Source organism: Methylomonas sp. ZR1 (assembly GCF_013141865.1).
Classification (GTDB): Bacteria; Pseudomonadota; Gammaproteobacteria; order Methylococcales; family Methylomonadaceae; genus Methylomonas.
This window is the reverse complement of the sequence record NZ_RCST01000001.1, coordinates 1,479,331-1,500,601: the sequence shown is the minus strand read 5'-3', so window position 1 is coordinate 1,500,601 and position 21,271 is coordinate 1,479,331. Positions and strand designations below refer to the sequence as shown.

Sequence of the window (21,271 nt, the reverse complement as noted above, 5' to 3'; positions counted from 1 at the left end):
AAATGAGAACAATGCCCCAAAACCACTGGCTTGTTGAACGAAAACAACGCTCACTCAGTTCGCCGGAAAATCAAACCAGAAGTGCATAATCAAGCCGGCAAAAACCCCTGCCACCACGTCGTCCAGCATAATGCCGAAACCACCGTGGACATGCTTATCAAGCCATTTAATCGGCCAGGGCTTGACGATGTCGAACAAGCGGAACAGCAGAAAACCGGCCAATAGACTCTGCCAGGAATAGGTTACGCCGGTCATCGTAATCAAAAATCCGGCGACTTCATCCCAAACAATACCGCCGAAGTCATGGACTTCCAATTTTTTAGCGGCTTGACCACAAATCCAGATGCCGATGCAAACGCTGATCAGCGTCACCGACAGATAAATCCACTCATTGGTTTGCAGTAAAGCAAGGTATAGCGGAATGGCGGCGAGCGTGCCCATCGTACCGGGCATTTTCTTAGCCAAACCGGAGCCGAAACCAAACGCCAAAAACAAGGTGGGATCTTTGACGATTTGTAACGCAGTCAAACGTGCGGTGCCGTAATACTCTCTAAGAAAAATGCTCAAAACCCTTCACCTCGAATGCCTCCACGCGCCCAGCCTTACGCATCCGCAAACCCGGCTCGGCTTCGATAATCCCCACGCAAGTAGCCGCCGGTAATGCATGAGAACAATCTGCCGGCACCGTAAAACACAATTCGTAATCGTCTCCGGCAATCAAGGGCATACGCCAATCGCCGCTGTGATTGATGAACTCTGCCACTGAGGCGGATAGCGGCAAGTTGTCCCATTGCAAACACGCGCCGACGCCGCTTTGCTGCAAAATGTGTCCCAAATCGGCGGCTAATCCGTCAGAAATATCGATGCAGGCACTAGCGATACCGCTCAGCGCCAAACCTTCCGACACTCGCGGTTTTGGTTGATTAAAGCGACGCAAAGCCAACTCCGGATCTGCGCAGACATAACCCTGTTTAATTTTTAAACCCAAGCCGGCGTTACCGAGCTGACCGGTAACGTATATCAAATCGCCAACCTGGGCCCCGGAACGCAATAGCGCCCTACCCTGCGGCACCGCGCCCATCGCCTGCACCGTCAAAGTCAACGGTCCGGACGTGGTGTCGCCGCCAATCAGATCGACATTGTGCTGACGAGCCAGATTGATAAAACCTCGTGAGAACGCTTCCAGCCAGGTTTCATCGACTTTAGGCAAAGTCAAAGCCAAGGTAACCGCGAATGGCTCGGCACCCATGGCCGCCAAGTCACTAAGATTCACCGCCAGTAATTTATGCCCCAGCAATTCAGGATCGGCATCGGCAAAGAAATGCACATTCTCGACCATCGTATCGGCGGTGACCGCCAATTGATGGCCGGCCGGCAGGTTCAGTAACGCGCAGTCATCGCCTATACCCAATTGATTGAACGGATGCCTAGGAGCATGCACCGCAAAATAGCGGCGGATCAAATCGAATTCGGCGACTGCCATCAGTTTTGAGATTTCGCCTGCTTGGCGGCAATCTCGACAGCACGCTGTTTCTGTGCGACTTTATCGAGAATGCCGTTGACATATTTATGACTGCCGTCGGCGCCGAAATCCTTAGCCAGATTAACGCCTTCGTTGATGATGACTTTATACGGCGTTTCCAAGCGGTTCATCAGTTCGTAAGCGCCGATGCGCAGAATCGCCCGCTCCACCGGATCGATTTTTTCCACCGGCCTATCGACAAATTCGGCCAGGGCCGCGTCGATCACAGCCAATTGTTTCGGTACGCCATGAAACAATTCGCTGAAATAGGTTTTTTGCGCGCCTTTCAGATGCTCTTCTTCCAGAAAATACGTTTCGATACGGATCAGGCTCTCGCCGGACATTTGCCATTGATACAGCGCCTGTACCGCGCACTTTCTGGCGTTGGTTTTTGCTTGACTCATTAAAGACCCAGGTTGTTGAACAGACTGACCATTTCGATCGCCGACAGCGCTGCTTCCGCGCCTTTGTTACCGGCTTTAGTGCCGGCACGTTCGATAGCCTGCTCGATACTGTCTACGGTTAATACCCCAAAAGCCACCGGTACGTCGTATTGCAAAGCCACCTGAGCAATACCTTTCACGCATTCACCGGCTACATATTCAAAATGCGGTGTACCGCCGCGAATGACTGCACCCAAAGCGATAATCGCATCGTATTTTTTGGTAGCCGCAATACGTTGCACCACCATCGGCAATTCGAAAGCACCCGGCGCCTTGACCAGAGTGATGTCGTTTTTATCCGCGCCATGGCGCACCAAGGCATCGATCGCACCACCTTCCAATTGTTCGACGATAAAGCTGTTGAAGCGTGAAGAAACGAGGCAAAACTTGCCGCCTTGCGCGGAAAAGTTGCCTTCCAGAGTAGTGACTGCTGCCATGTGTTTACCTGTTGTTGAATGATTAAAATCTTGCAAAACGGGTCGAATGAATCGACCCTGCCTTAATGCGTTGAATCGATATGTTCGACGACTTCCAAATCGAAGCCGGACAGACCGATGTATTTTTTCTGAGCCCCCATCACCTTCAGGCGCCGCACACCCAAATTCGACAAGATACGTGAGCCGGCTCCCGTGGTGCGCCAATCCGAATCGGCACTTAAATCCTGACTGTTTTTGACGCCATGATCCTGCATTTGATAGGCATGTATCAGTTCCACCAAATCCTTGTTGTTTTCTTTTTGGCGAATGATCACCAAAACCCCGCGCCCGGCTTCGGCGATATTTTTTAAGGCTTCCCGCACCGGCAAACTGCAATCGCTACGCTTGGAAAACAATAAATCGTCGATCAAGTTGCGGGCGTGGACGCGCACCAGCACCGGTTCGTCGCCGGCGACGTTGCCCATCACTAAGGCTAGGTGCACATTGTCGTCGTTACAATCCTGGTAGGCATACAATCTGAAATCGCCGAATTCGGTGGGATAAACGCATTCGCTGATCCGCTCCAGTGTGTTTTCGTGTTTGATACGGTAGTGAATCAAATCGGCAATCGTGCCGATTTTCAGATTGTGCTGTTCGGCGAAGACTTCCAAATCCGGCCGCCGTGCCATCGAACCATCGTCGTTCAGAATTTCCACAATCACCGCCGCGGGTTCCACGCCTGCCAACCTGGCCAGATCGCACCCGGCCTCCGTGTGACCGGCCCGATTCAATACGCCGCCGGCCTGTGCCATCAACGGGAAAATATGTCCCGGCTGCACCAGATCACTCGGCTGGGCATTTTTTGCTACCGCCGCCTGCACGGTCAACGCGCGGTCGGCAGCGGAAATACCGGTGGTGACGCCGGTAGCCGCTTCAATCGATACGGTGAAATTGGTGGTATAGGGCGTATTGTTGTCGCTGACCATCAAAGGTAAACGCAACTGTTGACAGCGTTCGCGGGTCAAAGTCAGACAAATCAGACCGCGGCCGTATTTAGCCATAAAATTAATGTCTTCCGGCCGGGCAAAGGCCGCCGCCATCAACAAATCGCCTTCGTTTTCCCGATCTTCGTCGTCCATGATGATGACCATCTTGCCTTGACGAAGGTCGGCTATGATTTCTTCTATGCTATTCATTTAATAAAGCCTGCGTTTTGTAATAAGGCCTCGGTGACGCCGCCTTGACTGTGAGCAGCGGCTTCCCCTTGCATCAGACGTTCCAAGTAGCGGGCCAGCAAATCGACTTCCAGATTTACCTCGCTGCCGGCTTCGGTTTGACCCAAGGTGGTTTCTTGTAAGGTATGCGGCACGATATTCACGGAAAAATAAGCGCCATCAACTGTGTTGACAGTCAGGCTGATGCCGTTAATGCAAATCGAGCCTTTTTCGGCGATGTATTTGGCCAGCGAATCCGGCGCCTTGAATTTGAAGCGAATCGAGCGGCCATCGGCCTGTTTCTCGACCACTTTACCAATACCATCGACATGACCACTGACAATATGCCCGCCCAACCGACTGGAAGGTGTCATCGCCAACTCCAGATTCACCGGCGTACCGGTATTTGCGGTCTTTAAAGTGGTACGCGACAAGGTCTCATTGGAAACGTCGGCGCAAAAATAATGTTCGCCCAACTCCACGGCGGTCAGGCAAACACCATTTACCGCGATGCTGTCGCCCAACGCGCATTCGCGCAGCGACAGCTTGCCGGTATCGATAATCAACCGGCAATCGCCGCCTTTAGGCTGGATGGCCTTGATTTTGCCGATGGCTAAAATAATCCCGGTAAACATGGTTATCACTCAAAAAAGTAAAAATGTCCGTTACAATCAGCGCGGAGCGGTCTCGGTGGATGGCTTTGGGGTTTGGGTGGCCGTGTCTTTGTTTGGCGACTTGGCCGGCTTACGATAAACATCAAAGGTTTGATAGGTGCCGCTATGATAATCGTAGACTTCGATTTCGTGCTTTTCGCCGATCACTTTGCCGCCTTGAATCTGCAAGGTGCTGGTTTCCGGTTTATCGTCCTCATCCGCCGTCGCCCAAGCAGGCAGCAGGCTAATTAACAATGTCATTACAACAATACTTTTCATCGTTTCAATCAGTTTTTGCTTGATAGCGCAATCTCAAATCCGGTCCAATTTGCCGGGCTTCTAGCAGGCGCAGGCATTTTTTATCCTGCATGGTCAATATGCCCGACAGAGTGAACAGGCCGCGCGCTTGATCGCCCAATACACAGGGAGCCATGTAAATCAACCATTCATCGATCAGCCCACTATCGAGCAGCGCACCGTTTAGTGTGGCACCTGCCTCCACCCAAACCGTGTTGATTTGTAGCTCGGCCAACAACTTAAAAACCTGAACCAAGTCCGCACGCCCATTCCGCTCATCGACTTGAAAGACTTTGCAGCCCACATCGCGTAATTTCTGCTGTTTTAGCGCGTCGTCACTACAGGTCATGATCCAGACATCTTCCGCATTTTCCAACAGCCTGGCGGATAAAGGCATGCGTAATTGCGAATCCAGCACCACTTTGACCGGCTGCACAGCATCGAAATCCACACGCGCATTCAATTGCGGATCGTCGTACAGCACCGTATCGATGCCGGTGACAATCGCGCTGCTGGCCGCCCGCCAGATCTGCACGTCTTGCCTGGCGTGGGCGGACGTAATCCATTGACTCTCTCCGGAGGCCAGCGCGGTGCGACCGTCTAAGCTCATGGCCAGCTTGCTGCGTATCCACGGCAAACCCTGCCGCATACGTTTAAAAAAGCCTTGATTTAGCTTTTCGGCTTCTTGCTGCAAGACGCCGACCAGCACCTCAATGCCGGCTTCGCGGAGTTTTTGCAAACCGCGGCCAGCCACCAGGGGATTGGGGTCCTGCATCGCCACGACGACTCGGCTGATGCCGGCAGCGATTAATGCCTCGCTGCATGGGCCGGTTTTACCGTGATGGCTGCAAGGCTCCAGCGTCACATAAGCTGTCGCGCCTCTTGCGTTGTCTGTTTTGGCCAGCGCATCAACTTCGGCATGGGCAAAGCCCGCGCGTTGCGTCCAACCCTCAGCTATAACTTTGTCGTCCTTGACCAACACACAGCCCACATGCGGGTTGGGGTCGGTCGTGTATTTGCCGTTCTCCGCCAATTTGACGGCACGCGCCATATAGGCCGCGTCTTGGCTAGGCGTCATGCTTTTGCAGATTTTCGATCATCGCGGTGAATTCGGAGACATCCTGGAAGCTGCGATACACCGAGGCGAAGCGCACGAAAGCGACATGATCGAGTGTTTGCAATTCTTGCATCACCAGTTCACCCAATTCGCGAGCCGGAATCTCGCGCTCGCCTTTTGCCGTCAGGGCTTTCTTGATCCGGCTGAGTGCTGCCTCGACAGCGTCTACTTGTACCGGGCGCTTTTCCAGGGCTCGCTGCATGCCGGCCCGCAGTTTGGCTTCGTCAAAGCTCTGCCGGGCGCCGTTGCGTTTGATGATGCGCGGCAGGGTCAATTCAACCACTTCAAAGGTGGTAAACCGCTCTTTGCAGGCCACGCATTCCCGGCGGCGTTTGACTTGATCGCCATCGTCGGCCAAGCGGGTATCGATTACCCGAGTATCTTGTGCTGAGCAAAACGGACAACGCATAGTTAAAGAGCCAAAGCCAGGTTCAAAGGGCGGCCATTTTATTACAGAATGGCTTTATATTGAAATCGGCTAATAAACCGCACCTCATTCGTTCAATATGCCTTTCGCGACTGATCGGATGTGTACATCGCGCTGCGGATAAGGTATCTCGATATGATGGGCCAGCAAGGCTTCGTAAATTTTCGTGTGCAGACGATGGGTAACCACCGTCCTATCGCTGAGTTCGCGGACAAATACGTTAATTTTGAACTGTAGGGCGCTATCACCAAAACCAATAAAGATTACCAACGGTTCCGGGTCACTCAGTACTTGTTCGATACTTTTTACCGCATCTGCCAGAATTTCCTCGACCATCTCTACGCTGGTGCCGTAGGCCACGCTGACCGGGACCACCACCCGGGTGACGGTATCCGATAACGTCCAGTTGATCAATCGGTCGGTAATAAAGGTTTTATTCGGCACGACCAACTCTTTTCTATCCCAATCGACAATATGCGTGGCCCGCATTTGAATGCGGCTGACCCGGCCGGTCACATCGCCGACCGTGACCGTATCACCCACACGAATCGGCCGCTCGAACAACAAAATAATGCCCGACACCATGTTCGCGAAAATCTCCTGCAAACCAAAACCTAAACCCACCGACAACGCCGCCACCAACCATTGCACTTGCGACCAACTGCCACCCAGCTCGTTGGCCACCGCCAAAAAGGCCACCGTTATCAGGGAATAACGCACCAATTGGATTAATGCGTAACGACTGCCGGCAGTCATCGCAAACTTGCCGGCGGTTACCAAATCCACCAAGGCCGGAAAGTTGCTGGCAAACACAAAAGCCAGAGCGCTATACACCAGGCAAATCAACAAATTGATCAGTGTGATGGGTTGCAATGTTTCCTTACCTTCTACCATTTCGCTGTGCTGCCACAGCACGACCTGGTCGAAAACGGTCAAGGCCGGCAAAATATCGCTCCAGATCATCCAGAAACCCATCAACATGATCACCATCACCACCGTGGTCAAAAGCTTATGGCTTTGCTGGTTGATTTTGGAAATATCCAGTAATTGCTCCTCGATCGCATACCCACCTTCCAGATTGGCGCTACTCACAGCGGCTTGCTCGACTTGTTTGCGTTTCTGCCTCGCGTTTTTTAAGGCTAATTGCCGCTCGGTATTGCGCAACCAACGCAATACCAGGCCCTGGAACAATACGGTGATAAAAATCAAACGTAGGGTCAGTAGTAGCTTAGCCTGTAACTCCAATGCGCTTTGGTAATAGCCCGCCACCGCAAAGCCGATGATGACCAATGGCGTCAGCACGGCAATGCCATACCAGAGATAACGCATACTGCTGAGCCAGCCGGCGGATTGTTGATAGAAGTTCTTGCCTAAACCGGTCAAGGGTTGCGTAAGGCGATGCAACACATAGCTCATCATCAACATCATCACGATCATTGCCGTTCTACCCAAGGCATGACTGTGTTCCGAAAACAAATCGCTACCGGTCATCGCGGTGATAAACACGCAAGGTACGAGAACGAATCGTGCCCATTTCATCTGCGCGTAAAGTAATCGAACCGCATGTTGCGGCCATTGCAACAAGGTGTCCGCGACGCCGCCCGGTTTAAACAAACGAAACACAAATTGCACCATGCACAAGGACACGGCCGTAGCGGTAAGGCCTTCGGCAAAAGCATGGCTAAACAGATCGGCCCGGACATTCAGGATCAACACCCCGGCCATCCAAGCCATCAGCAACGGACCGGACAAGGAGAGCATTAACAGATAAAGCAAGCTGGATAAAATGTCCGCAAACTCTCGATTGGCGGCTTTTTTTCCTAACAGCTCCGTCAAGCGCTGTTTGACGCCGGCGCGAAAGCGCCAGTGAAATATCACGACACTCAAACCACCGAGAGCCAGCAACGGGAAATGACTGATACCGTCCCAAAAGCCACTGAGCACTCCCAACCAGTTGCCAGGACTCATAAACCACAGCAAGGAGGAGAAAATATCTTGCAGGAAATATTTGTCGATCACCCGAGCGCTGGGCACCCAAAGCAAGCGTTGATCCAAGTACGCGCTAAATTTGTCGGCTATACCCAGCATTTGCTGCAAACTAAAATCGACATCGCCCAGCACGCGGCCATATTCGTTGTAACCGTTAGCCAATCTTGCCACCAGATCTTTCTGATCGTTCAGCAACATTCGCAATTCGGTGCGCACCCGCAGTTTGTCCGACTCAGGTGTGGCTTCCGGCAACTGCGCCATCCGCGCCAACAACAGCTGATTTATATCGACCAGGCCTTTTTTGGTTTCATCCAGCTTGAACATTTCCAGGCTCGCCAGCGCGATCTGATTTTGAATCTCATCGCCCAAGCTGCTGTATTGTTTGCGTTGCGGCAAATTGCGGCGCTGTTCCCGCAGTAAATTACCCAAGGCCGGGCTTAAACCCGCCAGACTGATTTTTTGTTCGGCACTTTGGAAATCTTTTTCCAGCTGTTTATAACGAACGTCTATTTCATTTTTTTGGAGCGAGTATTGCTCCATGTTTTTATTGATTTCCTGCAAACTGCGGTTGAACTGCATGTTCTCTTTCGTGGCAGCGCGAATTAACGGATGCTTGCCCTCGGCTTCTTTTTCAGCTTGCAATAACGCCGCCTGTTCTTTGTCGGTTTCCTGCTGACGCCGCTCAAGCAGGAAATTATCGAGGTCGGCAATCACCAAGCTCTGCTGCTCGCGCTGCAAGGTCAACAGATGGACACGATCTTTATTGGTTTGTAATTGCAGAGGATTGCTAAGATTTTCCAGCTCCAGCGTTTTCAGCGTGCTGTTTAACAAGCGAATCCGGCTATCCAACTGTACCTGTCTGGCTTCTTTTTGATAGAGATTATCGCCGGACTCAGACGCCAAGACTTGTTGTTCATGCTGACTGGCAGCCTGCTTGCTTTTGATTTCGGATACTTTTTCCCTGATCAATTGCGGGCGGCCGCTCAGTTCGCCCAACGTGGCTTCGATACGGCTGATCTCCGCATCCATATCGCTAAGCCGGGTTTTTTCGATAAGCAGACGTTGCTCCAACTCATCCGTCGGAAAAATCGTGAGCTTCTCCGGCTTACGAGTTTTCAAATTGCTTTCGGCCTCGGCTATTTGTCTTGCCAATTGCTTCACTTCTAGGGGCAAGCTGTTTAATGCCTGCTTGAACGACTCAGCCTGTTTATCCTGGGCCTCCAGTTCATTGAGGTTATCTTCGCTCTCCTGATAAGCGGCCAGAATCCGTTTTTTTTGTTCTTCAGGCAGATTTTGCTTGTCTTTGACGGTCTGAATACGTTGTTGTATGTCGGCAAGCGATAGCACTTTAATCGCTGTATTTTGATTTGCGGCGTGGGCAAGGTTTAAACTGATCAATAAAAACAGCAAACAAAAGGCAAAGCCGGGTCTTAAAAAATTTGGTTTCATGCGTTGGCTGGATAAAAAATAAATCTTAAAACACATTATAAGAATGGAAAACGGATTGAGCGAACTGGAAGGTGTTATTAAATATCGCCTTGATCATCAGCATGGCGAGTTCGCGGCAGACATTGATATCAGCGAACTCAACGCCTGGCGCAGCCTGTTTTATCGCTTGCGGCTGATTGGGCAAATCGCCGAAAAATACGCTGGGCTGGGATTTGGCAATATCAGTCGACGCTTGGCTCCCGGTGGTCAGGCGTTTTTGATCTCCGGCACGCAAACCGGACACTTGCCGGTCCTTAACAAGCAACACTATGCGCTGATCGAAAGCGCATCGCCGGAACGTAATACCATCAAGTCGCGCGGCTTATCTCAACCGTCCTCGGAAGCACTCACCCACGCCAGCGTTTATCGTCAACACCCGGCGATTGGTGCCGTGATACATGTGCACTGCCCGGAGTTGTGGTTGCAAACCGACCGGCTGAATCTGGCTTTTACTGCGGCAGACGTGCCCTACGGCACCCCGGAAATGGCCAACGCCGTTGCCGAGTTATTTGCCACAGGTAGACTGCAACAAACTGGATTATTCAGCATGCTTGGTCACGCTGACGGGATTGTGGCGTTTGGCGCGACCTTACCCGCAGCGTCCTGCTTATTAATCGAGGAACTCGCCAAGGCCATGACTATTGAGCAAAAGCAGCCGTCGCTTTAGAATACCTTCATTCATTAGCATTTATTAATTTTTTCTCATGCCGGAAATTATCATTTACACCGCGAAGTTCTGCCCGTATTGCACCATGGCAAAAAAACTTTTTGATCGCAAAGGCGTCGGCTATACGGAAATCAATGTGGATGCCGAACCTGGACTACGCCAGCAAATGATGGAAAAAACCAAACGTCGCACGGTACCGCAAATCTATATCGGTGAGCGGCATATTGGGGGGTTTGATGATTTGCATGCGCTTGATATGAGCCATGAACTGGATCCGCTATTAAACGCTTAAGCAGGTCAGCACGGGTTTTGACATGAATTTTTGGACTCGTTTCTAACTAAATGAGTCCAACTGCGATATACATATTCGTATTGTGCACGTTAACGTCTGGCCCAAAACTCACCAGAGCGAATGATCCGGCGCAAGCGGGTTAACCTGACTTTATTTAACGATGACCAATTGCAGACCAAGGCGAGTGGTCAGCTCGTTGCTCTCTACCCAAACCACTTTGCCCAAAGCGCTCAATCCCAGTTCAGCAGCCAACAACTTAACCGGAGCGTTGACCTTAATACAGGAATGATGACCGCTTAATTTCAGGCACATACCCTGTACCGAACGATTCACACCTTCCACGTTGAAGCGTTCCTTGTCGATAAACAATTCGGCTTTAAACGCTTCGAGTTTGCGGTAACCGCACCGCTTGCGCCAGAGTTTGTGGGCGTTATGCACGACATCCCGAAACTCCAGGCCCATCATGATGCGGTTGCGTTCCCTTTTAACCCAAACAATATCCACCTCGCCGGCCAACATTAATTCGGCGACAAATATTTCAGCTTGCCGGTCTTCGTTCAGCAACGCTTCGAAATCCTGAATAGTGGTGAGCAAATCGCCAGGACTGACTTCGACCATCGCACCTTTCAGCGACACATCGTAGCAATTCAGTTGCAAGGTTTCGCCACCCACAAACAGTTGGCCTTCCGCGTTAAAGTTTTTTCGGTACTCTTTTCTATCCTGAAACATGATCGCAATCTCTCTATAACGTCGGTCAAAGATAGCTTAATTTTGGATTTGCGTGGCGAGACAGCAGGCTTGACCGCCCCGCACCATCATTAACTTGTCAGTCCGTTAAGCAAATCGGCCTTGATGTCATCGATGTTTTCCAAGCCCACCGAAATTCTCACCAAGCTGTCTTTGATTCCAGCCTCGGCGCGCGCTTCCGGCGTCAACCGGCCATGCGTGGTCGTTGCGGGATGGGTGATAGTGGTTTTGACATCGCCTAGATTCGCCGTGATCGACAACATGCGTGTCGAGTCAATCAGCTGCCAGGCGTGATCTTTACCGCCTTGCAATTCGAAACTGACCACTGCGCCGAAATGCGTCTGCTGGCGCTTAGCCAACTCGTGCTGGGCATGCGATTCCAATCCGGGGTAATGCACCTTGGCTACAGCCGGTTGTTGCTCCAGCCATTTGGCCAGTTCAAACGCACTATCGCAATGCGCTTTCATGCGCAAAGCCAGCGTTTCCAGTCCACCCAGAAACACCCAGGCATTGAACGGGCTCATCGTCGCGCCGCCGGTACGCAGATAGGGATACACGTATTTTTCGATTAATTCTTCGTTGGCTACCACCGCGCCGCCGACGCAACGCCCTTGGCCATCGATGTATTTGGTCGTGGAATGCACCACCAAATCGGCGCCCAAGGTTAATGGCTGCTGCAAGATCGGCGTGCAGAACACGTTATCAACCACCAAGAGCGCGCCATGCCGATGTGCTATATCGGCTATGGCCCGAATGTCGGCGATTTCAATTAAAGGATTGGACGGCGTTTCCAGAAACAGAAACCGGGTATTAGGCTTAATCGCCGCTTCCCAGGCCGCCGGATCGGTCAAGCTGACGAAATCGGTCTCGACGCCAAATTTGCCGAAATAATTTTGGAAAGTCAGTACCGTGTTGCCGAACACACTGCGCGAACAGACTACATGGTCGCCAGCCTTCAGCAGAGCCATACCCACCGCCATGATCGCCGCCATGCCCGACGCAAACGCCAGGCAGCGCTCGCCTTTTTCCAGATACGCTAAACGCTCTTGAAACGCGCTGACGGTCGGGTTGGTGAAGCGTGAGTAGATATTGCCGGGTTGCTTTCCGGTAAAGCGCAGCGCCGCTTCCTCAGCCGATTTGAACACATAGCTGGAGGTAGCAAAAATCGGGATGCTATGTTCGTCTTCGTGAGTACGCTTGTGCCCAGTGCGGATGGCCTGAGTTTCTGGGGCATAATCTTGCCAATCAAATTCACTCATTTCGGGTCCTGTTACTTTGCAACCTGCATCTCTATGATAAAGCTGCTGCTGTTGCGCAATTCCTGCGCATTGTCATTGCGCAAGGCTTCGATGCGCGCCAGATAAGCATCGTCGATATCGCCGGTAATGTAATCGTGGCTGAAGCATGAGGTATCGAAATGCTTGATGTCCGGATTACCTCTACCGACCGCTTCGATCAGATCGTCCAAGCTTTGATAAATCAGCTTATCCGCGCCCAAGGCCTGGCAAATTTCCTCCTCGGTACGGTCGTGCGCTATTAACTCATGCGCGGCAGGCATATCAATGCCATAGACATTGGGATAACGAACCGGCGGCGCCGCAGACGCAAAATATACTTTCTTGGCACCGGCATCGCGGGCCATCTGGATGATCTGCTCGGAAGTCGTGCCGCGCACGATGGAATCGTCTACCAACAATACATTCTTACCGTCAAATTCCAGCGAAATAGCATTCAGTTTTTGCTTGACCGATTTTTTGCGCATTTTTTGTCCAGGCATTATGAAAGTCCGGCCGATATAGCGGTTTTTCATAAAGCCTTCGCGAAACTTCACACCTAGGTCGTGGGCAATCTGGGACGCAGCGGTGCGGCTGGTATCCGGAATCGGAATCACCACGTCGATGTCGTGGTCCGGCCATTCCCGTTGAATTTTTTCTGCCAGTTTTCTGCCCATCCGCATTCTGGCTTTGTACACCGAAATATTGTCGATGATCGAATCCGGCCGGGCGAAATACACATATTCGAAAATACACGGGCAATGATCGACTAATTCGGTACATTGCCGGGTATGTAACTGACCATCCGCTTCGATGAACACGGCTTCGCCCGGCTCGATGTCGCGTATCAATTGAAAATCCAACACGTCCAGCGCCACGCTTTCGGAAGCGATCATGTAATCAGTGCCATCCTCGGTTTTGCGTTTGCCAAACACAATGGGGCGAATGCCATGTGGGTCTCGGAAACCCAGTACGCCGAAACCGGCGATCATCACCACCACGGCATAGGCGCCGCGAATACGCTTATGCACGGCACTGACGGCCTGGAACACGTCATCCACGGTTAGTTTGAGTTTGCCGAATTGCGCCAATTCATGCGCGAATACGTTCAACAATACTTCGGAATCTGAATCGGTATTGATGTGACGTTGGTCATCCATGAACACCTGATATTTCAGTTCTTCGGTATTGGTCAGATTGCCGTTGTGCGCCAAGGTCAAACCGAACGGCGAGTTCACGTAAAAAGGTTGGGCTTCCGCGGAACTGGTGCAACCCGCGGTCGGATAGCGCACATGGGCAATGCCCATATTGCCTTTCAGCTTCATCATTTGCTTGCTGGAAAATACATCCCGCGCCAAACCGTTATCCTTACGCAAATGCAAACGGCTACCGTCGCACGTGACAATACCGGCGGCATCCTGACCCCGGTGCTGAAGTACCGTCAGGGCGTCGTATAAATCCTGATTAACACTTTGATTGGAAACAATAGCGGCAATACCACACATAGCAGACCCAAGTTATCGATAATGGATGTAATCCGCCAAACCGGTCGGCATGTGGGTTTTCAACCACATCGCCAAGGCTTGGAACGGAGGAATGAGAAGGGATTGTTTCCACCAGGGATCTTCCGGCAACGGCGTTAGCCCGGCCAGCATCACCAACAAGGAAACCAGTACCGCCCCGCGGGCAATACCGAATAACATACCCAGCAGACGATCACTACCGGTCAAGCCGGTCTTCTCGATAAGCTGACTCAGCAAAAAACTGATTAAACTACCCAAAATTAAGGTGGCGAAAAAAAGCAACGCGAACGCGGCGGCGATTCTGGCCGAAGGATAGCTGATGGTCGATTGCAACAATACCGAAACATCGCGGCAGTACTGCGTTGCCACCCATACCGCCACTATCCAAAGCACCAATGCAAACGCTTCTTTAACAAATCCGCGCAGTAGGCCCATTATCGCCGAAATCAAGATAATGGAGATGACGACGTAATCCACCCACAGCAACTTGGCCCAGGGTACAAAATCCAACATGATCTAGCCGGCTAAATCAAACAAAACGACGTTGGCAAAGGGCTATTCGTCCGCCGAAACAAAACTGTTGACGTTAATTTGCGCCAATTTGGCCTTAACCGCCTGAGCCTTGGCTTTATCAACGATAGGCCCTATGCGTACTTTAAACACAGTACCTTTATCGCTGGCAACCTCTCTAACCGATGCGGCGAAACCTTGTTGCTTGAGATTATCCTGCAAACTGACTGCGTTGGGTTTTTGACTGAACGTACCCACCTGCAAATACCAGCGATTGCTGTCCTCGGCAGCTGCCACAGGCGCTTTACTGGCCGGCGTGACGGCTAGTGCCGGCACAGGCGTTGCTGCCACCTCTGTTTTAGGTTCAGGTAATTTGTTAACCGGTTTAAGCACTTTCGGCGTTGGACTCACCGCTTGTAAAGGCTGGACGGCAGGCACAGGCGATTTGCTCGGTTTAGTGAGGACTGCCGGCGGCACATCTTCCGCTTCAGCAGGTTCTTCATCGACTTGCGCGACCGCCGCCGATGGCGCAGCGGGTTTGGCGGCCGGCAGACTGCGTGGCGCCGGCACGGTCTCTTTGGCAGTCAATTTAACCTGCGGCTTGGGCGCTTCCAACTCGGCTTCCGATTCGCCTTCTTCCAGCACTTTCATCGTTTGTTTGGGCGCAGTCTCGGCCGGCAGAGTTTCCGCTACCTCTTCAACTTTTTCCGGCAAAGGCATGATTTCCACGTCCTGAGCCTTGGCAGGCAGCTCGGGGATTTTCAATTCATTGATGCTTTTGCCGGTTTCGTCTATCGGGTCGTCAAATAACATTGGTACGAAAATCGCCGCCAACGCGGTAATGACCGCCGCACCAATCAATCGCTGCTTTAACTCTTGATCCATTCTGATCACCTCTAAGAAAATTTCGATAAATATTCGGATACTAGAAAAAAAGAACCAAAAATCAAAAGCAAGTCGTCCTGTCCGGTATTTTGCCGGGCAGTTTGAAATGCCTCGGTAAAATCGGTAAAACCGCTACGGACATTATCCAGGCCTTGTTGCTGAAAAATGGTTTCTAACATATCCGGAGTTGCAGCGCGAGGATTAGCAAGTGGCGCCAAATACCACGTGGTCACTCTGTCGCGCATCATGTTCAATACGCCGGCAATATCTTTATCCCGCATCATCGCAAAAACTGCATGTATTCTGATCTCGGGGAAGTATTCAGACAAATAGTTGATCAATGTTTGCACAGCCTGCGGGTTGTGCCCTACGTCAAGCAAAATGCGCGGCGCGCCGACAATCAACTGAAAACGTCCTGATAGCCGGGCACTTTCCAAGCCTTGCCGAATTGCATCGTCACTGACCGCTAATAGAGGCTGTAGGGTGTTTATAGCCATTATCGCCGCGGAAGCATTTCGATATTGGTGCTCGCCCTTAAACGCCGGCGCCGGCAAGCGATGTATTTGCTTATCCGCAGAGCGCCATTCCCAGCTATCGCGCTGTTTTTGATAACTGAATTCACTGTCCATTTGCAGCGCAATGGCTCCGACTTGCTCGGCTACTTCGACTACTGAGCGTGGCGCTTGCGCATCGCCGATTATAGCCGCCACACCGGATCTAAAAATGCCGGCTTTTTCCCGACCGATGGCTTCTTCGGTATGCCCCAGCCAATCCACATGATCAAGTGCTATCGTCGTCACAATCGCTGCATCGGGGTCAATAATATTCACCGCATCAAGTCTGCCGCCTAAACCGACTTCCAGTAACTGTATATCCAGATCTGCCTCGGCGAAAATACTCAAAGCCGCCAACGTGCCAAACTCGAAATAGCTCAAACTGGTCTCGCCGCGCGCCCCATCAATGCGGGTAAAAGCATCGCAAATCAAAGCATCCTCGACCGGCACACCATCAATACGAATGCGTTCGTTATAGCGCAAAATATGCGGCGATGTGTAAGCGCCAACCCGGTAGCCCGCGGCCCGATAGATCGCTTCCAGAAACGCCACGCAGGAACCCTTGCCGTTGGTACCGGCAACGGTGATGGTTAGCGGTTTTTTTTGTTCGGGATTAAGCTGCCGATATACGCCGGCAACTCTTCCCAACCCTAAATCGATAGGCCGAGGATGTAGTTTTTCCTGCCAATCCAACCAGGCTTGCAGCGAATCAAAACGTGTCATTTCGACCGTATTTATTCCTGAGACTGCAGATTATCGCTCTCACCCTGATTGCTTAATGGCTCGCTGGTGGCAATCACTCCGACCACGTCGGCGCTGCTGCCGGCGCACATAATAGCCAGAATGCTGGCTATTTTATCGCGCATCTCGCGGCGATCAACGATCATGTCTATGGCACCATGTTCCTGCAGAAATTCGCTACGTTGGAAACCTTCCGGCAGCTTCTCGCGCACGGTTTGCTCGATGACTCGCGGGCCGGCAAAGCCGATCAAGGCATCCGGCTCCGCGACGTTAATATCGCCTAACATCGCCAGACTAGCAGAAACACCACCCATGGTGGGGTCGGTCATGAAGGAAATATAAGGAATTCCGGCTTCGGCTAGTTTGGTTAAGGCTGCGCTGGTTTTTGTCATTTGAAACAGGGAGAACAAAGACTCCTGCATTCTGGCACCGCCGCTGGCAGTAAAGACGATGAACGGCACGCCCGAACGCAAACTTTCGTTTACGCCGCGCACGAATCGCTCGCCAACCACCGAACCCATCGAGCCGCCCATGAAACCAAAATCAAACGCCGCCGCAACGATACCGACACCTTTTAGCGTGCCCTTCATCACCACCAACGCATCGTTTTCGTTGCTTTGTTTTTGCGCCTGACTAATCCGGTCTTTATAGCGCTTGCTGTCCTTAAATTTCAAAGGATCGCTGGGCTTTAATCCAGCACCGATTTCTTGACGTCCATCTTCATCCAAAAACATATTCAGGCGTTTACGCGCCGAAATGCGTAAATGGTGATCGCATTTTGGGCAAACGCTTAAGTTTTTCTCCAGCTCGGCGTTAAACAAAATCGCATCGCAACGCGGACATTTATTCCACAAGCCTTCCGGCACGGTGGTTTTTTTCTGCGAGGATTCGGTTCTGATGGCAGAGGGAACCAGTTTTTCAAACCAACTCATTCGGTGTAGTCTCCGCTTGAAAGCTTAAAGATCCATGGCTGCACGCATGGATTTCAATAAAGTGATGATCTCATGCTTGGCTCGCTGAGGATCATCGAGATTCGCTTCTATTTTACTGATCAACGCGCTACCCACCACGACGCCGTCGGCAATCGCTGCAATGGTTTTCGCCGTATCGGCATCTTTAACACCAAAACCAACACCTACAGGCAGTGCGGTATTCTGGCGAATGAGTTGCAACTTTTCTTCGACATCGGCGGTATCTAGATGGCCGGCACCCGTGACGCCTTTCAGAGACACGTAATACAAGTAACCGCTGCCCACTGCATCCATTTTCTGGATCCTTTCGGCATTGGTGTTCGGTGCCAGTAAAAAGATCTGATCAATGCCACGCTCGCGCAGCATGCGAACACAAGACTCGGACTCTTCCGGCGGTAAATCCACCGTCAATACACCATCAACCTCAGCGCGCTGTACGGCATTCGCAAAGTCTTCGTAACCCATGATTTCTATCGGATTTAAATAGCCCATCAACACCAATGGGGTGTCCTGATCGGTTTTACGAAACTCCATGGCCATGCTCAATACTTTCCGCAAGCCGACATGATGAGATAAAGCCCGCTCGCTGGCGCGTTGTATCACTGGTCCATCAGCCATTGGATCGGAGAAAGGTACGCCTAATTCGATCAAGTCGGCGCCAGCTGCCACCATTTCATGCAGCAGTGGTACGGTAAATTCCGGATAAGGATCGCCGGCTGTAATAAAAGGGATCAAGGCTTTGCGCCCGGAGGCTTTTAATTCAGCAAATTTGTTGGCTAAACGACTCATAGACTGATGCCCTCGCGTTGCATAATGGTGTGCATGTCTTTGTCGCCGCGTCCGGACAGGTTGACGATAATAATTTGATCCTTGCGCATGGTGGGCGCCAGTTTCATCGTGTAAGCCATCGCGTGGCTGGACTCCAACGCCGGGATAATGCCTTCCATTTTGGTCAGAGCATGAAAGCCTTGCAGGGCCTCATCGTCAGTAATATTCGGATATTGAGCGCGGCCGGTATCTTTCAACCAGGCGTGCTCCGGGCCGACACCGGGATAATCCAGACCGGCGGAAATCGAATGGGTTTCAATAATCTCACCGTCGTCGTCGGCCATCAGATAGGTGCGATTGCCGTGCAATACGCCGGGTCTGCCGGCCGATAACGGCGCGGAATGACGACCGGTTTCGATACCGTCGCCGGCAGCCTCGACACCATACATCTTCACACCGGCATCGTCGATAAACGGATAGAACAAACCGATGGCATTGGAACCACCGCCAACGCAAGCAACCAAAGCATCGGGCAATTTGCCGGCTTGATCCAGACATTGCTGGCGAGCTTCCCGGCCTATCACGGCCTGGAAGTCACGGACCATAGCAGGATAAGGATGCGGACCAGCTACGGTGCCGATAATGTAAAAAGTATTGTCGATATTGGTGACCCAATCGCGCAAGGCTTCGTTCAGCGCGTCTTTCAGGGTTTTGGAACCTGACTCGACCGGTACCACGGTAGCGCCAAGCAACTTCATCCGATATACATTCAAGGCTTGGCGCGCGACATCGACAGCGCCCATATACACTACGCATTCCAAACCCAGGCGCGCAGCGACAGTGGCAGTAGCAACGCCGTGCTGGCCAGCGCCGGTTTCGGCGATGATACGAGTCTTGCCCATGCGCTTCGCCAGCAGAGCTTGCCCAACAGTGTTATTTACCTTGTGCGCGCCGGTGTGATTGAGATCTTCACGCTTCAGATAAATCTGCGCACCGCCCAGATGCTGGCTCCAGCGTTCGGCGTGATACAGCGGCGACGGCCGACCAACATAATCGCGCAGATCCGCATCCAGCTCGGCAATAAACTCCGGATCCAGCATATAGCGCTGGTAGGCTTCGTTCAGTTCGGTTATGGCCGGCATCAGCGTTTCCGCAACAAAAATACCGCCGTAAGGCCCGAAATGGCCCCGGGTATCCGGCATATCGTATCTATCTGTCATAGTTCTCAAGTCGCTTGATTAGTTATTCTTATGAAAGCAGCCATTTTCGCCGCATCCTTGATGCCTTTCCCGGCCTCAACACCGCTGCTGACATCCAGCGCATACGGTTTTACCGCTTTAATCGCTTCCCCGGCATTTTCCGGCATCAATCCACCCGCGAGAATGATCGGCAAACTGCGGGCCTTTGGAATCAAATCCCAGTCAAAACTGCTACCGCTGCCGCCCTGCACGCCCGGATGATAAGCATCCAACAGTAACCCGGCCGCATCGTGGTACTGCTGTTGCAATCCTACGACGTCGGTATCGGATTGCATGCGAATGGCTTTGATATACGATTTATCGTAAATCCGGCAATCCTCACCAGGCTCGTCGCCATGAAATTGCAGGCAATCCACCCTTACTTTATTCAATACTTCGCGGATCAAAGCCGGCTCAGCATCGACGAACAAGGCTACCACGTTAACAAAAGCTGGCAACGCTCTACTGATGCTTGCGGCTTGTTCAATACTGATGTTTCTTAGACTAGGCGGATAAAACACCAACCCAATCGCGTCGACGCCCAAATTGGCCGCATAAAGCGCATCTTCCACTTGGGTAAAGCCGCAAATTTTAACGCGGGTACGCATCGAAAGCCTCATAAAAAATGGCGGCGTAGGATAACACAGGTATCCGATATGTCATGTCCGCGCCAATAAAAAAAGGCTGACCCTTGTCAGCCTTCGTCCGGTGGCTCATCAGGCATGCGTCAATGCGCATGATCATGGTTGTGATGATGACCGGCAGCGCCATGCGGCGTTTCATCCTGATGGCTATCTTCCGGATTCAAATCTTCAACTTCGGTTTCGTCAGGCGTTGCAGGCAAATTCTGCAGCGCAACGCCCTCGTGTTCATGGGCCAGTGCTGCCGCGCGATTGACCTGATCTGCCGCTTGCACGGACACACCATGCTTATAAACCATCAGCCCACCCAGATCGGCGGTAAAAGCCAGCAAAGCCGATAAAATCGCCGCCAGTAATAAATACAGCGTGTTTGCCGGTCCGGCTATCAGCCCTTTGCTAAACAAACGCCACGCCGACAGCGCAGTAGCCAGACTCAATACCGAGATACCCAGATGTTCGTGATGCTCCATGATCTCGTGAACATCCCCACCATGCGCCACACTCCCTGCCGCCACTAAACCCGCCGCCACGGTAAGCGCGGCGAACACAGTACCCAGATACAAAAATGCACCGGCAATCTGCCGCCACTCGGTGCGCTTCGCCAAGCTGCCGATCAAATCCAATGTAAAGAACAAGGTCAGCAACGCAATTGGAAAATGCACCAGCAGGGGATGAATATTCTGAAGCGCGGCAATACCTGGCAACACACTATTAAAGCTTTCCGCCGGAGATTGCCGCACCAGGACTTCCAGGAAGGACAATAAGCTCTCCACCCCGCCAGCTACTCCGCCGCCGTTGTCGCCGCCACCATGCACGGCGAACGTCAAGTGATCGTTTATACCCCACATAAAATCTCCCCCGATTTAGTTTTGCGCGGATACTACCACGATAGAA

The 21,271-nt window shown here is 52.0% G+C and carries 23 protein-coding genes; 2 read left to right on the top strand and 21 right to left on the bottom strand.

Annotation, left to right across the window (positions count from 1 at the left end; all coding sequences use genetic code 11):
- Nucleotides 1-54 precede the first annotated feature (54 nt).
- The 10 genes from DDY07_RS06895 to DDY07_RS06850 all read right to left on the bottom strand — a co-directional run bounded on the left by DDY07_RS06895 (nucleotide 55) and on the right by DDY07_RS06850 (nucleotide 9,527).
- A complete protein-coding gene (locus DDY07_RS06895; protein ID WP_171695320.1) occupies nucleotides 55-567 on the bottom strand; it encodes a phosphatidylglycerophosphatase A in 513 nt (170 codons plus the stop codon).
- A complete protein-coding gene (gene thiL / locus DDY07_RS06890) occupies nucleotides 551-1,483 on the bottom strand; it encodes a thiamine-phosphate kinase (protein ID WP_171695319.1) in 933 nt (310 codons plus the stop codon). Before thiL ends, DDY07_RS06895 begins: the two co-directional genes overlap by 17 nt.
- Nucleotides 1,483-1,926, bottom strand: coding sequence for a transcription antitermination factor NusB (nusB, locus tag DDY07_RS06885; protein WP_033158640.1), 444 nt, complete (start codon nucleotides 1,924-1,926; stop codon nucleotides 1,483-1,485). Before nusB ends, thiL begins: the two co-directional genes overlap by 1 nt.
- Nucleotides 1,926-2,402, bottom strand: coding sequence for a 6,7-dimethyl-8-ribityllumazine synthase (gene ribE / locus DDY07_RS06880; protein ID WP_171695318.1), 477 nt, complete (start codon nucleotides 2,400-2,402; stop codon nucleotides 1,926-1,928). The genes nusB and ribE overlap by 1 nt, the downstream gene beginning before the upstream one ends.
- A 62-nt stretch (nucleotides 2,403-2,464) precedes the next feature.
- Nucleotides 2,465-3,577 (bottom strand): bifunctional 3,4-dihydroxy-2-butanone-4-phosphate synthase/GTP cyclohydrolase II, encoded by a 1,113-nt coding sequence (ribBA, locus tag DDY07_RS06875; RefSeq protein WP_171695317.1) that lies wholly within the window; start codon nucleotides 3,575-3,577, stop codon nucleotides 2,465-2,467.
- The gene (locus DDY07_RS06870; RefSeq protein ID WP_171695316.1) at nucleotides 3,574-4,230 is read right to left on the bottom strand and encodes a riboflavin synthase; all 657 of its coding nucleotides are present in this window, start codon (nucleotides 4,228-4,230) and stop codon (nucleotides 3,574-3,576) included. The genes ribBA and DDY07_RS06870 overlap by 4 nt, the downstream gene beginning before the upstream one ends.
- A 36-nt stretch (nucleotides 4,231-4,266) precedes the next feature.
- Nucleotides 4,267-4,509 (bottom strand): hypothetical protein, encoded by a 243-nt coding sequence (locus DDY07_RS06865; RefSeq protein ID WP_171695315.1) that lies wholly within the window; start codon nucleotides 4,507-4,509, stop codon nucleotides 4,267-4,269.
- A gap of 22 nt (nucleotides 4,510-4,531) precedes the next feature.
- Complete coding sequence (ribD, locus tag DDY07_RS06860) at nucleotides 4,532-5,623, bottom strand: bifunctional diaminohydroxyphosphoribosylaminopyrimidine deaminase/5-amino-6-(5-phosphoribosylamino)uracil reductase RibD (RefSeq protein ID WP_171695314.1); 1,092 nt, start codon at nucleotides 5,621-5,623, stop codon at nucleotides 4,532-4,534.
- Nucleotides 5,613-6,071: a transcriptional regulator NrdR gene (gene nrdR, locus DDY07_RS06855; RefSeq protein WP_064037024.1), complete on the bottom strand. Its 459-nt coding sequence runs from the start codon at nucleotides 6,069-6,071 to the stop codon at nucleotides 5,613-5,615. The genes ribD and nrdR overlap by 11 nt, the downstream gene beginning before the upstream one ends.
- Before the next feature lie 84 nt (nucleotides 6,072-6,155).
- Nucleotides 6,156-9,527, bottom strand: a complete 3,372-nt coding sequence (locus tag DDY07_RS06850) for a mechanosensitive ion channel domain-containing protein (protein ID WP_171695313.1) — start codon at nucleotides 9,525-9,527, stop codon at nucleotides 6,156-6,158.
- 43 nt (nucleotides 9,528-9,570) lie between these two features.
- Between DDY07_RS06850 and DDY07_RS06845 the strand changes: the two genes are divergently transcribed.
- Nucleotides 9,571-10,233 carry a class II aldolase/adducin family protein gene (locus DDY07_RS06845; RefSeq protein WP_171695312.1) on the top strand — a complete coding sequence of 221 codons (663 nt, stop codon included), beginning with the start codon at nucleotides 9,571-9,573 and terminating at the stop codon, nucleotides 10,231-10,233.
- A 37-nt stretch (nucleotides 10,234-10,270) separates the two neighbouring features.
- Entirely contained in the window at nucleotides 10,271-10,525 is a 255-nt protein-coding gene (grxC, locus tag DDY07_RS06840; RefSeq protein WP_171695311.1) for a glutaredoxin 3, read from the top strand.
- Nucleotides 10,526-10,675: 150 nt separating this feature from the next.
- Here grxC and DDY07_RS06835 read toward each other — a convergent pair whose 3' ends face one another.
- From DDY07_RS06835 to DDY07_RS06785, 11 genes are all read right to left on the bottom strand, one after another.
- Nucleotides 10,676-11,254, bottom strand: a complete 579-nt coding sequence (locus tag DDY07_RS06835) for a PilZ domain-containing protein (protein ID WP_101052410.1) — start codon at nucleotides 11,252-11,254, stop codon at nucleotides 10,676-10,678.
- An 89-nt stretch (nucleotides 11,255-11,343) separates the two neighbouring features.
- Nucleotides 11,344-12,531: an O-succinylhomoserine sulfhydrylase gene (locus tag DDY07_RS06830; protein WP_171695310.1), complete on the bottom strand. Its 1,188-nt coding sequence runs from the start codon at nucleotides 12,529-12,531 to the stop codon at nucleotides 11,344-11,346.
- Nucleotides 12,532-12,542: 11 nt separating this feature from the next.
- Nucleotides 12,543-14,051, bottom strand: coding sequence for an amidophosphoribosyltransferase (purF, locus tag DDY07_RS06825; RefSeq protein ID WP_101052408.1), 1,509 nt, complete (start codon nucleotides 14,049-14,051; stop codon nucleotides 12,543-12,545).
- 12 nt (nucleotides 14,052-14,063) lie between these two features.
- Entirely contained in the window at nucleotides 14,064-14,582 is a 519-nt protein-coding gene (locus DDY07_RS06820) for a CvpA family protein (RefSeq protein WP_171695309.1), read from the bottom strand.
- A 42-nt stretch (nucleotides 14,583-14,624) separates the two neighbouring features.
- On the bottom strand, nucleotides 14,625-15,464 hold the full coding sequence (locus DDY07_RS06815; protein WP_171695308.1) for an SPOR domain-containing protein: 840 nt from the start codon (nucleotides 15,462-15,464) through the stop codon (nucleotides 14,625-14,627).
- A gap of 11 nt (nucleotides 15,465-15,475) precedes the next feature.
- Nucleotides 15,476-16,741, bottom strand: a complete 1,266-nt coding sequence (gene folC, locus DDY07_RS06810; protein WP_171695307.1) for a bifunctional tetrahydrofolate synthase/dihydrofolate synthase — start codon at nucleotides 16,739-16,741, stop codon at nucleotides 15,476-15,478.
- A gap of 11 nt (nucleotides 16,742-16,752) precedes the next feature.
- Nucleotides 16,753-17,691 (bottom strand): acetyl-CoA carboxylase, carboxyltransferase subunit beta, encoded by a 939-nt coding sequence (accD, locus tag DDY07_RS06805; protein ID WP_171695306.1) that lies wholly within the window; start codon nucleotides 17,689-17,691, stop codon nucleotides 16,753-16,755.
- Between the two features lie 24 nt (nucleotides 17,692-17,715).
- Nucleotides 17,716-18,519 (bottom strand): tryptophan synthase subunit alpha, encoded by an 804-nt coding sequence (gene trpA / locus DDY07_RS06800; RefSeq protein ID WP_171695305.1) that lies wholly within the window; start codon nucleotides 18,517-18,519, stop codon nucleotides 17,716-17,718.
- Nucleotides 18,516-19,718 carry a tryptophan synthase subunit beta gene (trpB, locus tag DDY07_RS06795; RefSeq protein WP_101052402.1) on the bottom strand — a complete coding sequence of 401 codons (1,203 nt, stop codon included), beginning with the start codon at nucleotides 19,716-19,718 and terminating at the stop codon, nucleotides 18,516-18,518. The genes trpA and trpB overlap by 4 nt, the downstream gene beginning before the upstream one ends.
- Nucleotides 19,719-19,723: 5 nt before the next feature.
- Complete coding sequence (locus DDY07_RS06790) at nucleotides 19,724-20,344, bottom strand: phosphoribosylanthranilate isomerase (RefSeq protein ID WP_171695304.1); 621 nt, start codon at nucleotides 20,342-20,344, stop codon at nucleotides 19,724-19,726.
- A 119-nt stretch (nucleotides 20,345-20,463) separates the two neighbouring features.
- Nucleotides 20,464-21,225: a DUF2231 domain-containing protein gene (locus tag DDY07_RS06785; RefSeq protein ID WP_171695303.1), complete on the bottom strand. Its 762-nt coding sequence runs from the start codon at nucleotides 21,223-21,225 to the stop codon at nucleotides 20,464-20,466.
- Nucleotides 21,226-21,271: the final 46 nt, after the last annotated feature.

Excerpts from the sequence above, each read along its gene's own strand:
- thiL (WP_171695319.1), bottom strand. The coding sequence starts at position 1,483 with ATGGCAGTCGCCGAATTCGATTTGATCCGCCGCTATTTTGCGGTGCAT.
- nusB (WP_033158640.1), bottom strand. The coding sequence starts at position 1,926 with ATGAGTCAAGCAAAAACCAACGCCAGAAAGTGCGCGGTACAGGCGCTG.
- ribE (WP_171695318.1), bottom strand. The coding sequence starts at position 2,402 with ATGGCAGCAGTCACTACTCTGGAAGGCAACTTTTCCGCGCAAGGCGGC.
- ribBA (WP_171695317.1), bottom strand. The coding sequence starts at position 3,577 with ATGAATAGCATAGAAGAAATCATAGCCGACCTTCGTCAAGGCAAGATG.
- DDY07_RS06870 (WP_171695316.1), bottom strand. The coding sequence starts at position 4,230 with ATGTTTACCGGGATTATTTTAGCCATCGGCAAAATCAAGGCCATCCAG.
- DDY07_RS06865 (WP_171695315.1), bottom strand. The coding sequence starts at position 4,509 with ATGACATTGTTAATTAGCCTGCTGCCTGCTTGGGCGACGGCGGATGAG.
- ribD (WP_171695314.1), bottom strand. The coding sequence starts at position 5,623 with ATGACGCCTAGCCAAGACGCGGCCTATATGGCGCGTGCCGTCAAATTG.
- nrdR (WP_064037024.1), bottom strand. The coding sequence starts at position 6,071 with ATGCGTTGTCCGTTTTGCTCAGCACAAGATACTCGGGTAATCGATACC.
- DDY07_RS06850 (WP_171695313.1), bottom strand. The coding sequence starts at position 9,527 with ATGAAACCAAATTTTTTAAGACCCGGCTTTGCCTTTTGTTTGCTGTTT.
- DDY07_RS06845 (WP_171695312.1), top strand. The coding sequence starts at position 9,571 with ATGGAAAACGGATTGAGCGAACTGGAAGGTGTTATTAAATATCGCCTT.
- grxC (WP_171695311.1), top strand. The coding sequence starts at position 10,271 with ATGCCGGAAATTATCATTTACACCGCGAAGTTCTGCCCGTATTGCACC.
- DDY07_RS06835 (WP_101052410.1), bottom strand. The coding sequence starts at position 11,254 with ATGTTTCAGGATAGAAAAGAGTACCGAAAAAACTTTAACGCGGAAGGC.
- DDY07_RS06830 (WP_171695310.1), bottom strand. The coding sequence starts at position 12,531 with ATGAGTGAATTTGATTGGCAAGATTATGCCCCAGAAACTCAGGCCATC.
- purF (WP_101052408.1), bottom strand. The coding sequence starts at position 14,051 with ATGTGTGGTATTGCCGCTATTGTTTCCAATCAAAGTGTTAATCAGGAT.
- DDY07_RS06820 (WP_171695309.1), bottom strand. The coding sequence starts at position 14,582 with ATGTTGGATTTTGTACCCTGGGCCAAGTTGCTGTGGGTGGATTACGTC.
- DDY07_RS06815 (WP_171695308.1), bottom strand. The coding sequence starts at position 15,464 with ATGGATCAAGAGTTAAAGCAGCGATTGATTGGTGCGGCGGTCATTACC.
- folC (WP_171695307.1), bottom strand. The coding sequence starts at position 16,741 with ATGACACGTTTTGATTCGCTGCAAGCCTGGTTGGATTGGCAGGAAAAA.
- accD (WP_171695306.1), bottom strand. The coding sequence starts at position 17,691 with ATGAGTTGGTTTGAAAAACTGGTTCCCTCTGCCATCAGAACCGAATCC.
- trpA (WP_171695305.1), bottom strand. The coding sequence starts at position 18,519 with ATGAGTCGTTTAGCCAACAAATTTGCTGAATTAAAAGCCTCCGGGCGC.
- trpB (WP_101052402.1), bottom strand. The coding sequence starts at position 19,718 with ATGACAGATAGATACGATATGCCGGATACCCGGGGCCATTTCGGGCCT.
- DDY07_RS06790 (WP_171695304.1), bottom strand. The coding sequence starts at position 20,344 with ATGCGTACCCGCGTTAAAATTTGCGGCTTTACCCAAGTGGAAGATGCG.
- DDY07_RS06785 (WP_171695303.1), bottom strand. The coding sequence starts at position 21,225 with ATGTGGGGTATAAACGATCACTTGACGTTCGCCGTGCATGGTGGCGGC.